General features: G+C 73.5%; 11 protein-coding genes and 1 pseudogene. 4 read left to right on the top strand and 8 right to left on the bottom strand.

The features are described 5' to 3' along the window. Positions 1–17: 17 nt before the first annotated feature. The gene (locus HNR25_RS23950) at positions 18–479 is read left to right on the top strand and encodes a PPOX class F420-dependent oxidoreductase (RefSeq protein ID WP_184640119.1); all 462 of its coding nucleotides are present in this window, start codon (positions 18–20) and stop codon (positions 477–479) included. 35 nt (positions 480–514) lie between these two features. On the opposite strand, the gene HNR25_RS23945 is transcribed toward HNR25_RS23950, so the two are convergent. The 3 genes from HNR25_RS23945 to HNR25_RS23935 all read right to left on the bottom strand — a co-directional run bounded on the left by HNR25_RS23945 (position 515) and on the right by HNR25_RS23935 (position 3,422). Beyond that, the gene (locus HNR25_RS23945) at positions 515–1,144 is read right to left on the bottom strand and encodes a LutC/YkgG family protein (protein ID WP_184640117.1); all 630 of its coding nucleotides are present in this window, start codon (positions 1,142–1,144) and stop codon (positions 515–517) included. Next, complete coding sequence (locus HNR25_RS23940) at positions 1,141–2,598, bottom strand: LutB/LldF family L-lactate oxidation iron-sulfur protein (RefSeq protein ID WP_184640571.1); 1,458 nt, start codon at positions 2,596–2,598, stop codon at positions 1,141–1,143. Before HNR25_RS23940 ends, HNR25_RS23945 begins: the two co-directional genes overlap by 4 nt. A gap of 83 nt (positions 2,599–2,681) precedes the next feature. After that, positions 2,682–3,422 (bottom strand): (Fe-S)-binding protein, encoded by a 741-nt coding sequence (locus HNR25_RS23935; protein ID WP_184640115.1) that lies wholly within the window; start codon positions 3,420–3,422, stop codon positions 2,682–2,684. 341 nt (positions 3,423–3,763) lie between these two features. On the opposite strand from HNR25_RS23935, the gene HNR25_RS23930 reads away from it, so the two are divergent. Continuing rightward, a complete protein-coding gene (locus HNR25_RS23930; RefSeq protein ID WP_184640113.1) occupies positions 3,764–4,510 on the top strand; it encodes a FadR/GntR family transcriptional regulator in 747 nt (248 codons plus the stop codon). Positions 4,511–4,609: 99 nt separating this feature from the next. On the opposite strand, the gene HNR25_RS23925 is transcribed toward HNR25_RS23930, so the two are convergent. The 3 genes and pseudogenes from HNR25_RS23925 to HNR25_RS23915 all read right to left on the bottom strand — a co-directional run bounded on the left by HNR25_RS23925 (position 4,610) and on the right by HNR25_RS23915 (position 6,895). Next, complete coding sequence (locus HNR25_RS23925; RefSeq protein WP_184640111.1) at positions 4,610–5,371, bottom strand: SDR family NAD(P)-dependent oxidoreductase; 762 nt, start codon at positions 5,369–5,371, stop codon at positions 4,610–4,612. Between the two features lie 212 nt (positions 5,372–5,583). Beyond that, a pseudogene (locus tag HNR25_RS23920) lies at positions 5,584–6,728 on the bottom strand (amidohydrolase family protein); the annotation flags it as partial. Next, positions 6,683–6,895, bottom strand: coding sequence for an FAD binding domain-containing protein (locus HNR25_RS23915; protein ID WP_246464786.1), 213 nt, complete (start codon positions 6,893–6,895; stop codon positions 6,683–6,685). The pseudogene HNR25_RS23920 and the gene HNR25_RS23915, both read right to left, overlap by 46 nt. 340 nt (positions 6,896–7,235) lie before the next feature. On the opposite strand from HNR25_RS23915, the gene HNR25_RS23910 reads away from it, so the two are divergent. Continuing rightward, a complete protein-coding gene (locus HNR25_RS23910) occupies positions 7,236–8,873 on the top strand; it encodes a PucR family transcriptional regulator (protein WP_184640107.1) in 1,638 nt (545 codons plus the stop codon). Between the two features lie 64 nt (positions 8,874–8,937). Continuing rightward, positions 8,938–9,675, top strand: coding sequence for a pentapeptide repeat-containing protein (locus HNR25_RS23905; RefSeq protein WP_184640105.1), 738 nt, complete (start codon positions 8,938–8,940; stop codon positions 9,673–9,675). 134 nt (positions 9,676–9,809) lie between these two features. Here the strand turns inward: HNR25_RS23905 and HNR25_RS23900 are convergent, their stop codons facing one another. Beyond that, complete coding sequence (locus HNR25_RS23900; RefSeq protein WP_312862764.1) at positions 9,810–11,075, bottom strand: multidrug effflux MFS transporter; 1,266 nt, start codon at positions 11,073–11,075, stop codon at positions 9,810–9,812. A 784-nt stretch (positions 11,076–11,859) separates the two neighbouring features. Beyond that, positions 11,860–13,773, bottom strand: a complete 1,914-nt coding sequence (locus tag HNR25_RS23895) for a glycoside hydrolase family 18 chitinase (protein WP_184640569.1) — start codon at positions 13,771–13,773, stop codon at positions 11,860–11,862. Positions 13,774–14,190: the final 417 nt, after the last annotated feature.

Genomic DNA, 14,190 nt, shown 5'->3' with positions numbered 1-14,190 from the left:
TGTGGAGGAACCCGCTCATGAGCCCGTCGATCGCCACCAATACCAGCGTCTCCCGCGCGGAGCTGCTCGACTTCGTCCGACCCCGGCACCGGGCGGTGCTGATCACCCGCCGCGCCGACGGCGAGCCGCAGGCCTCGCCGGTCACCTGCGGCGTCGACGGCCAGGGGCGCATCGTCGTGTCCACCTACCCCGAGCGGGCCAAGACCCGCAACGCCGCGCGCGATCCCGCCGTGAGCGCCGTGGTGCTCTCCGAGGAGTTCGACGGCCCCTGGGTGCAGGTCTACGGCACCGCCGAAGTGCTCGCTGGCGAGGACGCCGTGGAGCCGCTCGTGGAGTACTTCCGGGCGATCTCGGGCGAGCACCCCGACTGGGACGAGTACCGCGGCGCCATGCGCACCCAGGGCAAGGCGCTGCTGCGCATCACGCCCGAGCGCTGGGGCCCCGTGGCCACCGGCGGCTTCCCGCCCCGCCTGGCCTGAGACCGGCGGTGCGGCGCGGGCCCGCGCCGCACCGCCTACTCGACGATCAGCACTTCCAGCGTGCGCGGGCCGTGCACGCCTTCGACCCGGTCGAGTTCGATGTCGCTGGTGGCCGAAGGGCCGCTGATCCAGGTCAGCGGGCGCCGCGGATCCAGGCGCGGCAGAGCCTGGGGCACCCCGGCCACGACCTGGTCGGCGCGCACGACGCACAGGTGGTAGTCGGGGATCAGCGTGAGCGCACGCCGGCCCTGGGCCCGGCCCGCGTCCAACACGATGGTGCCGGTCTCGGCGATCGCCGCAGCGCACCCGGTGACCACGCCGTCCATTCCGTCCAGGTCGGCCACGCCGAGGCCCGTGTCGCGCACCACGTCCCGCTCGGTGTGGGCGAACCACTCGCCGGGTGCGTCGGCGGGCGCGGCGACGCGGTATGCGCCGCGCCGCGCCAGGGCCCGAGCGAGCTCGCCGGCCAGGTCAGCGGGCGTGGTGCGGTGCACCAGCGCCTGGTAGTCCTCCAGCCGGTCGACCAGCAGCCCGACGGCCTCGCCCTGGTCGTGGTCGGGGGCGTAGCCGCGCGGGACGTCCACGTCCTGCGGCGTCTCGTCGCGGGGGACGTCGGTCAGGGCCGCGCGCACCCGTGCCAGGACCCGTTCGCGGGAGCCGCTCATCGCCGACCGCCTTCCTGCGCGTCCGGTCCGTGCTCGCCGCCTCCGGGATCGGGGGCCTGCTCCGCGCCCTCGCGGCGCCACCAGGAGCGGAACGACTCCGCGGGGATGTCGGGGATGTCGCGGGTGTCGGTCCAGGCCGAGGCCGGACCGGGCATGCGCCGCGGCATGAACGAGCGTGCCGCCGACGCCGCACGCTGGGCCGTGTCCAGCCGGCGCTCGCCGCCCATCACCCACCCGGCCACGCCCATGGCCGCCTTCTCCGCGCGGTGCCCCGGCTGCGAGACGACCTCCTCGCGCAGGTGCACCAGCACCTCGGGGATGTCGATGGCCACCGGGCACACGTCGTAGCAGGCCCCGCACAGCGACGACGCGTACGGCAGGGACGCCTCGGTCTCCGAAGCGGTTCCGCGCAGCTGCGGCGTCAGGATCGCGCCGATCGGGCCGGGATAGACCGAGCCGTAGGCGTGGCCCCCGGTGCGCTCGTAGACCGGGCAGGTGTTCAGGCACGCCGAGCAGCGGATGCAGCGCAGCGCCTGGCGCCCCACCGTGTCGGCGAGGACGTCGGTGCGGCCGTTGTCCAGCAGCACCACGTGGAACTCCTGGGGGCCGTCGCCGGGCGTGACCCCGGTCCAGGTGGAGGTGTAGGGGTTCATCCGCTCTCCGGTGGACGAGCGCGGCAGCAGCTGCAGGAACACCTCCAGGTCCGACCAGGTCGGCACGATCTTCTCGATGCCCACCACCGAGATCAGCGTCTGCGGCAGTGTCAGGCACATCCGCCCGTTGCCTTCCGACTCCAGCACCACCATCGAGCCGCTGTCGGCCACGGCGAAGTTGGCGCCCGAGATCGCCACCTTCGTGTCGAGGAACCGTTCGCGCAGGTGGACCCGGGCGGCTTCGGCCAGTGCGCGGGGGTCGTCGCTGAGCTCCTCGGGAGCGGGTACGCCCCACGACGCCATGCGGTCGCGGAAGATCTCGCGGATCTCGGCGCGGTTGCGGTGGATGGCCGGCACCAGGATGTGGGAGGGCAGGTCGTCGCTGAGCTGGACGATCAGCTCGGCCAGGTCGGTTTCGTAGGCGGTGATCCCGGCCTGGGCCAGCGCCTCGTTCAGCTCGATCTCCTGGGTGGCCATCGACTTGACCTTGACCACGTCCGATTCGCCGGTGGCTTGCACCAGGCCGGTGACGATCTCGTTGGCCTCGGCGGCGTCGGCCGCCCAGTGCACCGTGCCCCCGGCGGCGGTGACGGACTCCTCCAGCTGCTCCAGGTAGGTGTCGAGATGGCGCAGCGTGCGGTCCTTGACCGCCTTGCCCGCCTGGCGGAGGTCGGACCAGTCGTCGAGTTCGGAGACCGCGGATTCGCGTTTGCCGCGGATCGTGTCGGTCGCCAGACGCAGGTTGTGGCGCATCTGGGAGTTTTCGGTGGCGCTCTTGGCGGCTTCGGGGAAGGGCGGCATCCCCATGAACGTCGCGTGGCCGGCGGCGCGCCCGCCGGAGGGCGGCGCGGAGCCGGAGGCGTGGCCGCGGGAGTGGTCGGGGCTCATAGGACGGCCGGCTCCTGTTCGGTCGAGGCGAGGATCTCGGCGAGGTGGAGGGTCTTCATTCCGGTGCGCTGGCGGCGAAGGGTGCCGCCGATGTGCATGAGGCAGGAGTTGTCGACCGCGCACAGCACTTCGGCTCCGGTCGCCACGGCGTGGCGCGCCTTGTCGGCGCCCATGGCGGCCGAGACGTCGGCGTTCTTCATCGCGAAGGTGCCGCCGAACCCGCAGCACTCGGTCGCGCTCTCCAACTCGCGCAGGTCGATGCCGCGGACGTTGCTCAGCAGCCGGTAGGGGCGCTCGCCCAGCTTGAGCAGCCGCAGGCCGTGGCAGGTGGGGTGGTAGGCGACCGTGTGCGGGAAGTAGGCCCCCACGTCGGTCACGCCGAGGACGTCGACCAGCAGCTCCGACAGGTCGTACACGCGCGGTGCCACCGCCGCCACGGCGCGGTCGAGCCGGCTGCCGTCCTCGCCCAGCCGCGGGTAGTTGTCGCGCACCATGGCCGCGCACGATCCCGAGGGCGCCAGGACGGCGTCGGCGTCGGCGAAGGTCTCGACGAACCGGACCGCCAGCTTCTGCGCCTCGCGCCGGTAGCCGCTGTTGTAGTGCATCTGGCCGCAGCACGTCTGCGACTCCGGGAACACCACCTCGTGGCCGAGCCGGTGCAGTAGGCGCACGACCGCCTGCCCCGTGCGGGGGTACAGGGTGTCGTTCACGCACGTGACGAACAACGCGATCCGCATGCGCTCCCTCGATTCCGGCTCCGGCCTCCGCGGCGCGGTCGGCGTCCGGTCCGGGCCGACCCCTCCGGACGACGGGCGGGGCCGACCCGCACGCGGTCGGCGGCGCCGCCAGTGGTCGGATTTCTTTTCGTCTGCAGTAGGGGCTCGGTCTCCGAGTGTCCCCGGATACCGGTGCGGACCTGGGGGAATGTGATGTCCGAACCGCCCGATTGGTCCGACCACTTCTACGTGGAGGGTGCCGAGGATGTCAAGATGGGCACCGCGCCGCAGGTATCACCCCGTCGGCGCCCGCGGTCCCGCACCGGCGCCGCGGCACGATCGCACCACCACGGAAGGCAGGCATGGCGAGCACGCCCGACCGCGCCGAGGCGCCCGGCGACGGCGCCGTTTCCGCCGAACGCCTGCCGGTGACCCGGCGGGCCATCGACCACGTCAAGGCCATGATCGCCGACGGGCGGCTGCAACCGGGCGACCGCCTGCCCACCGAGCGCGACCTGGCGGCCGGCCTCGGCGTCTCCCGCAGCTCCATGCGCGAGGCCATCCGGGCCCTGACGACCCTGGGCGTGCTGGAGGCCCGGCACGGCGCCGGGGTCTACGTCACCCGGCTGCGCCCCGGCAACCTGCTGGAGACCTTCTCCGTCCTCGCCGAGGTCTCCCAGGGCGAGACGCTCATCGAGGTGCTGCAGGTGCGCCGGATGCTGGAGCCCGCCGCGACGGCCCTGGCCGCGGCCCGCGCCGACGACGCACAGCTGGACCGGATCGCCGGCATCCTGGAGCGCATCGGCTCCGGCGAGAGCGAAGGGGAGACGGTCGCCGCCGACCTGTCCTTCCACCAGGCGATCGTGGAGATCACCGGCAACGCCACCCTGGTCGCCGTCAACGACGGGCTGTCTTCGCGCACCTTCAACGCCCGCGTCTGGCACGGCCACCGCGAGGCCGGACTCAGCGCCCGGCTGCGTGAGGACCACGAGCGCATCTACCAGGCGCTGCGTGACCGCGACCCCGACGCGGCCCGCGCCGCGGCCACCACCCACGTCATGGAGGTCGAACGCTGGCTGCGCGGCCACCTCGGCCCGGACACCGCCTGACCGCCCCGGTAGATCACATCGATCTTGTAGCTACGGTCACAGGAAACCGGTTTCACTCACCGTAGCTACAAGATCGGCAGGGACGGGCGGGCGTCCCGCCTACGCGCCGCCGCGCCAGACCTGCAATCCCGCGAACGACTGGGACACCGGCATCAGCTCGATCGTGTTGACGTTGACGTGCGCGGGCTGGGCGACCACCCAGTGCACCGTCTCGGCGACGTCTCCGGGTCCCAGCGGCTCGGTTCCCTCGTAGACCTTCTGCGCGCGCTCCCGGTCGCCGTCGAAGCGCACCTCGGAGAACTCCGTGCCGCCCGCCAGCCCGGGCTCGACGTCGGTCACCCGCACCCCGGTGCCGTGCAGGTCGGCCCGCAGGTTCAGGCTGAACTGGCGCAGGAACGCCTTGGTCGCCCCGTAGACGTTGCCGCCGGCATAGGGGTGGTTGGCCGCCGTGGAGCCGATGTTGACGATGTGGCCGCGCCCGCGCTCGACCATGCCCGGCAGCAGCGCGCGCGTCGCGTACATGGCCCCCTTGCAGTTGGTGTCGACCATCCGTTCCCAGTCGTCGAGATCGGCCTCGGCCGCACCCGCCATGCCCTTGGCCAGCCCGGCGTTGTTGACCAGCACGTCCACCTCGGCGAATTCAGCCGGCAGGCCCTCGACCGCCGCGGCCACCGCCGCCCGGTCGCGCACGTCCAGCTCCAGCGGATGCACGTTGGACCCCAGCTCCTCGGCCAGGCCGGCCAGGCGCTCGCCGCGCCGGGCCGCGGCCACCACGCGCACGCCCGATCCCGCGAAGCGGCGCGCGATCTCGGCGCCGAACCCGGTGCTGGCGCCCGTCACGAATGCTGTAGAAAACTCCATGGGCCCGAGACTAGCGACCGCGGACCCGGACCGCGCGGGCCCGCCGGACCGGCGCGGCCCGCCGGGCGCCCCGAGCGCCCCGAGCGCCCTGGCCCGGTGCGCGTGCCGCGGGCCCCGCCTCACAGGTCGATGCCCACGATGTCCTCCGGGCGCACCGGCACGTGCGTCAGCGCCGGCGCGCATGCCGGCGGTGGACCCGGTCGGATTCGCGGTCATCGGTTCTGCTCCCGGTCGAGGATCCTGCGGTGCGCGCGGCGGCCGGCCGCCGCCGCGGACTCGGCGGAGACGGTGCGCAGCTCGCCGCGCTCCACGACGGCGGCGCCGCCCACCATGAGGTGCTCCAACGGCGGCTGCGGGCCGAACACCAGCGCCACCACGGGGTCCTCGATCGCGTCGTAGCCGAAGCCGTCCACCCGCCACAGCGCGACGTCGGCGAGCTTTCCGGACTCCAGCGACCCCAGTTCCGCGGAGCGGCCCAGACAGCGGGCGCCGCCGAGGGTGGCCATGTGCAGGGCCCGGCGGGCAGTGAGCGCACGCGGTCCGCTGCGGGAACGCGCCATCAGCACCGCCTGGCGCATCTCGTCGGCCAGCCCGCTCAGTTCACTGGAGGCCGGACCGTCCCCCAGCCCCACCGGCACCCCCGCCTCGAGCAGTTCGGGGGTGCGGCACACGCCCGCGCCCAGGCGCGCGTTGGAGCTGGGGCAGTGCGCCGCCCCCGTTCCGGTCGCCGCCACCCGTCCGATCGCCTCGTCGGAGAGGTGGACCGCGTGCGCGAACCACACGTCGGTGCCCAGCCAGCCCAGCTCCTGGGCGTAGCCCGCCGGTGTGGTGCCGAATTCGGCAAGGCACTGCTCCTGTTCGTCGACGGTCTCGGCGAGGTGGGTGTGCAGCCGCACCCCTTGGCGCGGGCGAGCTCGGCGGAGGCCGCCATGAGCGCGCGGCTGACGGTGAACGGCGAGCACGGAGCCACGGCCACCCGCGTCATCGCGTCGAAGGAGGGGTCGTGGTGGGCGTCGACGGCCGCCTCCGTCGCCGCGAGCGCGTCCTGTGTGGACTCGGTCACGGCATCGGGCGGCAGGCCGCCCGCCGAACGCCCCCGGTCCATCGACCCGCGGGCCGGATCCAGCCGGATCCCGACCGCACGCGCCGCCTCCACCTCGGCTGCGGCCGTCGCGGCGGGTTCGCGCGGGAACACGTAGTGGTGGTCGGAGCAGGTGGTGCAGCCCGACAGCGCCAACCAGGCGGTGCCGGCGGTGGCGGTCTCGGAAACCGTGCGCGCGTCCAGGCCGCTCCACAGCGCATAGGAGCCCGTCAGCCACTCGAACAGGGTGGCGTCGGCGAACATCCCCGGCCCCGCGCCAGCGCAGGAGCGCGGTCGGCGAGGTGCTCGACGAGCTCGGTGTAGGCCGCACCTGCGCCCAGGCGCAGGTACCCGCCGTCGGTACCGCGCTGCGCCAGTTCCGGGATCCGGCTCAGATCCAGCAGCGTACCGGGCCGGCGCCGGTCGAAGTTCAGCTCCACCATGACGTCGGTGCCGCCCATGATCGGTACGGCCCCGGGTCGGCGCTTTTGGCCTCCAGCGCGTCCCGGAAGGTCGCAGGGCTCAGAAACTCCATCGGCGTCCCCGTCGGAGGTCGGTCGGCTACCGGGAGGCTGCGTCGAACCGCCGCCGTGCGCGGCGTATACAGCATTAGACCGCCCGGCGCCGCCGGCGGCCAGCCCGCGATGCCATGAACCGCACCCGCGAACGCCTTCCGCTGTTCGTCGTTTCCTACAACCGCGCCGGTGGGTTAGCGTGTCCGCTACGCGGAGCCGGGGTGAGACCACTGCGCGGAGTTGTGCGACACGAGCAGGGGGAGCGCCGATGCGCATCAGCGATCTGGTCGCCGCCGGGCATCTGCGGCTGCGGTACCTCGCCGGCGGCGAACACGCCGACCGGGAGATCGCCCGCGTCTACACCACCGACCTGCTCCACCCCCAGCGCTACCTGAGCGGCGGTGAACTGGTGCTGACCGGGCTGATGTGGCGCCGCGGTCCCGAAGACAGCGACACGTTCGTGCGCGGCCTGACCGGGTCCGGCGCGGCGGCTCTGGGCGCCGGCGCCGCCCTGGGCGCCGCCCCCGCCGACCTGGTGGAGGCCTGCCGGCGCCACGACCTCCCGCTGATCGAAGTGCCGGCCGAGACCTCGTTCGGCGCCGTCGCCGAAGAGGTCCAGCGGGCGCACACCGGCGCCCTGCTCGCCGGCATCGCCCAATCCCGCGAGCGCCACCGGCGCCTCATGGCCGAACTGGCCGCCGGAGCCGACTTCGCCGGCGTCTTCTCCGCCGCCGCCGAACAGGCGGGCCTGGTGTGCCGGGTGGTGTCCAGCACCGGACGGGCGGTAGCCGAAACCGGGCAGCAGCCGCCGCGCGCCGAGCGGGAGCGCATCGCCGAGCAGGCGCTGCGCCGCCCCCGTCGCCACACCGCCGACCTGGCGACCGAGGGCGGTCCCAAGCGCCGGATGACCCTGGTCCCGGTGGGAGCGCGCGGGTCTCAGCCGCTGGACGGCTGGGTGCTGGCGGTCGAGGGCGAGACCGGTGCCCGGACCGAAGACGGCGGGGACCCGGTGGAGGAGCTGGCGGCGCTGGCCGGTCTGGCGCGCAGCCTCGCCGAGCAGCGGGCCGCCGACGGCGCCCGACACGCCCACGGGCTGCCGCGGCTGCTGGCCGACCGGCGCTTCGACGAGGCCGCCGCCCTGCTGCAGGTCTCGGGCTCGCCCGACGAACAGGAGCGAGCCCGCGCCCGCTACGCCGTGGTCAGCGCCGCTCTGCTGCCCGAGCCCGCCGACCCGGACGTGGCACGGCGGGTGCTGGGGGAACTGGTGGCGGACCTTCCGGCGACCGCGGTGGCCTCCGACGGGGCGGCGATGGCCGTCGTCGCGGTCGCCGGCCCTGCGCAACCTCCGGCCGACGCCCCGGAGCGGCGGCCGGGGGAGGGCGCTGCCGGCGGTGCGGACGTCGACGCCGGCGCCCAGGCGCTGCGCGAGGAGGTCGCCCGGCGCGCGGGGGTACTGGAGGCGGGGCTGGGCGATCATCGCCTGGCCGTCGGGGTCAGTGCTGCGGTGCCCGGCGTCGCCGCCCTGCGGGGCGCGGTCGCCGAGGCCGACGACGCCCGCCGCCTGGCCCGGTTGCGCGGCGGCCGCTCCCGCGTTGCCGCCGGAACCGAGCTCGGCTCCCACGAACTCCTGCTGGCCTCGGTGCCCGAGGAGGTCCGCGCCTCGTACCGCGACCGGCTGCTGGGTCCGCTGGTGGACTACGACCGCACGCACCGCTCGGATCTGGTGGCTACCCTGGACCGGTTTCTGTCCTACTCGGGATCCTGGCAGCGCTGCGCCACGGCGATGCACGTGCACGTCAACACTCTGCGCTACCGCATCGGCCGCGTCGAGGAACTCACCGGCCGCGACCTGGCCAGCCTGCAGAGCCGGGTCGATTTCTACCTCGCGCTGAAGCTGCACCGCTAGGGCGCGGGGCCCGACGACCGGCGCGCGCCGCCCGACTGTCGCCGGCGGCCGCTACCGTCGCGGCATGACCGGAAACGACCTGGCGGCGGGCGGGCGGGTGCGCGGCGCCGCGCTCGCCGAACGGGATATGCGCGCGCAGCTGAGCCGCGAGCCCCCGACCCCGCGGGAATTCGCCGAGTGCGACTTCACCGGTGCCGACCTGCGCGAGACGAACCTCGTCGACGCGGTCTTCACCGACTGCCGCATGGACGGCGCGCGGTTGGACGGGGCCGCGCTGGACGGCGCCCGCTTCACGGGCGGTACCGCGGCGGGCGCGCGTTTCGCCGGTGCCGAGTGCATCGGCGCCTCCTTCGAACGCACCGACCTCGCCAACACCGAGTGGGCCCGCGCCGTGCTCACCGAGTCCGTCTTCACCGCGTGCCGGATGACCGGCGCGGGGATGGGCGGCGTGCGGGGCATCGGCTACTCCTTCTTGCGCTGCAACCTGATGCTGGCGCGGCTGAAGGGCGCGGGGCTGCGCGGGCAGGAGATCACCGGGGTGCGCTTGGATGAAGCCGACCTGTCCGAGGCCGACCTGCGGGACACGGTCTGGCGGGACAGTCGGCTGAGCGGCGCCGATCTGACCGGGGCCGACTTCGGCGGCGCCGACCTGACCGGCGCCGACCTCGGTGAGATCGACCTGGCCGACGCCGGAGTGCTGCGCGGAGCCACGGTTTCGCCGCAGCAGGCCGACATGCTGCTGGCCGGACTCGGCATCCAGGTCCAGGCCGGTGCAAAGCGGGACGGGGACCGCGCCGGCTGAGCGCCCGGGCCGCCGCGGGGACGTGTGCGGACCGGCACACGCCGGCCGGCGGCCCGGTCAGTGCCGGGGTCGCCGGCCGGTTCGGATGCCGTGTGGTGCCGCGGGCGGTGCCGGCCGGCACCGCCCGCCTCCGATCATCGTGTGTGCCCCCGCGCCGCCGTCAGCGCGAAGATGCCCGTCGCCGCCAGTCCGGTGACCAGCATGACCACGACCATGCTCGTCATCGTGGTCCCGCCGTGCAGCCCGGCGGTGGAGGCGAGGCTGCCGCCGATGGCGAACTGCAGCGTCCCCAGCAGCGCCGAGGCGCTGCCGGCCGAGGAGGACGGCTGGCTGACGATCGCCAGCGTCGTGGCGTTGGGCGAGATCAGGCCGGTGCAGAACATCATCACGAACAGCACCGCCGTCACCGTGACCAGGTCGGTCCGGCCGTACATGTGCAGCGCCAGAAGCAGCCCCACCGAGGCCACTGCGCCCACCAGGCCGATGAGCAGGCGCCGGGTGGTGTGCATCCTGCCGATCAGTGCGGCGTTGACCTGGTTGCCCAGGATCATGCCGAGCGTGTTGATGCCGAAGATCAGGCTGAACTGCTGGGGGGTCGCCCCGAACTCCTCCTGGGAGACGAAGGAGAACGCCGAGATGTAGGTGAAGGTCATGGCGAAGCTCAGCGCCATGGTCAGTGCCGCGCCGATGAAGCGCGGGTCGACCACCAGGCGCAGGAAGTGCCGCACCATCTGCTTGGGGTCCTGGCGGACGCGGTCCCGGGCGGGCAGGCTCTCGGGCAGGCCGAAGTAGACCAGTGCGAAGCCGGCCAGGCCCGCGGCGCCCAGCACCGCGAAGATCAGCTGCCAGGGGCCCAGGAGCAGCAGTTGCCCTCCCAGCAGCGGACCGAGCATCGGTGCCAGACCGACCAGCAGCACCAGCCGGGAGAAGAATTTGGCGGCGGAGTCGCCGTCGAAGGTGTCGCGCACGACGGCGCGCGAGACGACCATTCCGGCCGCCGCCGCCAGTCCTTGCACGAAGCGCACCGCGGTGAACACTTCGGCCGTCTGCACGACCATGCACAGCAGTGAGGTGGCGGCGAAGACCCCGATCCCCACCAGCAGCGGCGCGCGGCGGCCGAGCTGGTCGCTGAGCGGGCCGATGATCAGCTGGCCCAGCGCCAGGCCGACCATGACCGCGGTGAGCGTGAGCTGGATCTGGGATTCGGGGGCGTCGAGGTCGGCCGCGATCTGCGGGAACGCGGGCAGGTACAGGTCGGTGGCCAGGGAGCTCGTCGCCGAGAGGACTCCCAGGATGAACACGAGCAGGGCGACCGACCGGCGGGGACGGTCGGCCCGGGGACTCGGCGTCTGTGGCGCGGCGTGGCTCCGAAGACGCGGGCGCACAGCGGTAAGGTTCACTCGGACTCCAGCAGGCATGGCGAAGGAAGACACCGCGGTGGACGGGTGTCGGCGGCGGCACCGTGCGGCCGCGGGAGGGCCGGTGCTCGGACGCGCAACAGGGCGGTCCGCAGGACGGGACCGGCTGATCCTCGCCGGGGGCGGCAGAGCCCCCGTCGCGGGACACCGAGCGCTGCAACACGGGCACCCGTTTACGAAATCCCCATATGCCATTTATCTGGCCGTGATGTGAGTTACGGTGCCGAAGCTCCTTGTATGCGGCGTTTCCGTCGGATGTGAGCGCGCACACGGAGCGGGCACCGACGGGTGAATCCTTGGCCGCGGGGATGCATGATCGCGACGCTCGCGGATAGCCGCCTTCGTACACGCGCAGGGAAGAGTCGAGGGCCTCTTCCGCGTGGGGGTTGTCCGCTACGCGCGGGGCACCCCGCCGCCCCGGACGGGAGTACGCGCCACGCGGAAACCGTCCCAGGCCGGAGCCTCGCGGTCTTCGGGGGAGCCGCAGGCGCCGGGCCGCCACAGGGGCGGCACGGGACGGGTACCGGCGCCGCCGGGCGCGCTGCCCGCCCGCCCGCAGGATCGACACGCGAGCATTCGGGCGCGTAGCCCGTGCGTCCGTTCCGGACGGCCTCGCACGGGACCCGCGAAGCCGTCGTGCACCGCCGGTACCGGAAGAGGCCGCGCACGCGAAAGGCGTGCGGCCGCCGCTGACCCCGGCGGTCGCACGCCCGGTCGGGGGCCGGGCCGGGAGGAGCGCCCGGCCCCCGCGGAACAGGGCGGTCGGTCAGGAGCCGTCGAGGGCGTCGTCGATCGCCGCCATCAAACTGCCCTGAGCGTCGTCGCCGTCCAGGGACCAGGCCATGATCCCGCCCAGCCCCTGTTCACGGGCCCAGGCGACCTTCTGCCGCATGGCGGTGGGGTCGTCGTAGGTCCACCAGGTCGAACCGTCGTACAGCCAGGCGGTGCCGGCCTCCTCGTCGCGGTGGAGCGTGAATCCGCTGAGGTCCGTGAGGTTCTTGTAGTCGTCGATGCCGTCCTCGTAAGGACCCGGCGCCGCGCCGTCGGCGGGCTGGTGCAACCCGTCGCCGTCGGGGCCGGGGGAGACCCCGGTCCAGCCGCGGCCGTAGAAGGGGACGCCCATCACCAGGTCGGCCGGGTCGGCGCCGCGGTCGATGTAGGCCTGGATCGTCTCCTGCATGCTGTAGGTGTCCGGCCCGGGATCGCCGGGGATCGGCGTCAGGTTGGACTGGTGGTTGGCGGTGTCCTCCCAGCCGCCGTGGAAGTCGTAGCCCTGCACGGTGACGAAGTCGAAGTCGTCCATCAGCGGCCCCACCTCGTAGCCGGCCTCGATCTTGCCGGGGTCGGCCGCCATGAAGGAACTCAGTTCGTAGTCGCGGCCGTTCTCGGCGCCGAGGGCGTCGATCTGGTCGCGGAACTCCTGCACCAGGGCGGTGAAGTTCTCCTTGTCCTGCGGGCGGAAGGTGTTGTCGGGGTGGCCCGCCGACGCCGGCCACTCCCAGTCCAGGTCGATGCCGTCGAACACGCCCGCGGCGGCCCCGGTGCCCCCGGCGCCGTCGATCACCGGCAGGTTGCCGCGCAGGTACATGTCGACGCAGGAGCTGACCAGCCGCTCGCGGGACTCGGCGGTCAGCGCGGCGTCGGAGAGGTTCTTCGACCAGGTCCATCCGCCCAGCGAGACGAGTACCTTGAGGCCGGGGTGGGCGGCCTTGAGCTCGCGCAGCTGGTTGAAGTTGCCGCGCAGCGGCTGGTCCCAGGTGTCGCCCTCGCCGTCGACGCTCTCGGCGGCGGCGAAGGACTTGCCGTAGTCGGCGTAGGCGTCGCCTTCGCCGGGCTGGTTGGCCATGAAGCACTGGCCGTCGGCGGAGACGTTGGCGAAGGCGTAGTTGACGTGGGTCAGCTTCTCGGCCGTCCCGCTGGTGTCCATGTCCTGGACCTGGTAATCGCGGTCGTAGATGCCCCATTGGGTGAAGTAGCCGACCCGGCGGTCGCCGCCCGGCCCGGGATCGGGGCCGGGGTCGGTGCCGCCGTCGTCGGCCGCGGTGCGCACGGTCACCGGGGCCGCGGCGTCCGAGCGGTTGCCGGCCGCGTCGTAGGCGCGCACCGAGAACGCGTACTCGGTGTCGGGCTGAAGTCCGCCGACGGTGGTGGAGGTCGCGGTGCCGGTGGTCGCGACCGCGACCTCGCCCTCGCGCAGCACCTCGTAACCGGCGACGCCGACGTCGTCGGTGGCGGCGTCCCAGGCCAGTGTCGCGCTGTCGGCGGTCTGCCCGGTGCTGTTCAGGCCGCCGGGCGCCGAGGGCGCCTCGGTGTCGTCGGAGGGCGCTCCGCCCGAGCACGGCGCGTCGTCGAGCGTGCAGGTCGCGGGTTTGGTGGCGGTCACGCCGTCGGAGAAGGAGCCGTTGAATCCGATGCCGTAGCTGCCTCCGGCGGGCACCGGTGCGCCCCAGCTCGGCGGGGTGACGGTGTAGGTGCCGCCGGATTCGGTGACGTCGGCGTTCCAGATGCTGGTCAGCGAGGCGCCGTCGGGGAGGGTGAACTCCAGCGTCCAGTCTTGCAGGGCGCTGTCGCCGTCGTTGATGACGGTGAACTGGCCGCTGTACCCGGATTCCCAGGTCTGGCCTTCGGTGTAGACGACGGTGGCGTCGGAGGCGTCGGCCGCCGCGGGCGCTGCCGACATCGGGCTCGCCGCGAGGACGGCGGCGAAGGCGGCTGCGGCCGCCGGTCTGATGCGGGGGGTTTTCACGTGCGTTCGCTCCTATTTCGCCGAACGGGGCGGGGGGATGGGGTCCGGTCGCCGAGCGGGCCGTGGGTCGCTCGGCGACCGGCGCGTCTGCGGCGGCGGGGCGCCGGGCAGGGTCGGGGGTCGGCCGCAGCGGTGGTGCGGCGGTGCGCGCGGGCGGCCGGGGCGGGGTGCAGGGTCGCTCATCGGGGGTCCCGTCGGTGTCCGCCGTATTTTTAGGAAACTTAACTATTAGTTTTTTGCGAGGCAATGGGGGCGGTTTCCGCGGAACGGCGGCCGGCGCGCCGGAGCGGCGTCCGGACCGGTCGATGATCAGGTCAGGTACGGGGCGCCGGACGCCGCAGGACCGAGCTG

It is taken from the genome of Streptomonospora salina, assembly GCF_014204715.1.
Taxonomy (GTDB): Bacteria; Actinomycetota; Actinomycetes; order Streptosporangiales; family Streptosporangiaceae; genus Streptomonospora; species Streptomonospora salina.
This window is presented reverse-complemented; position numbering and strand designations above follow the sequence as displayed.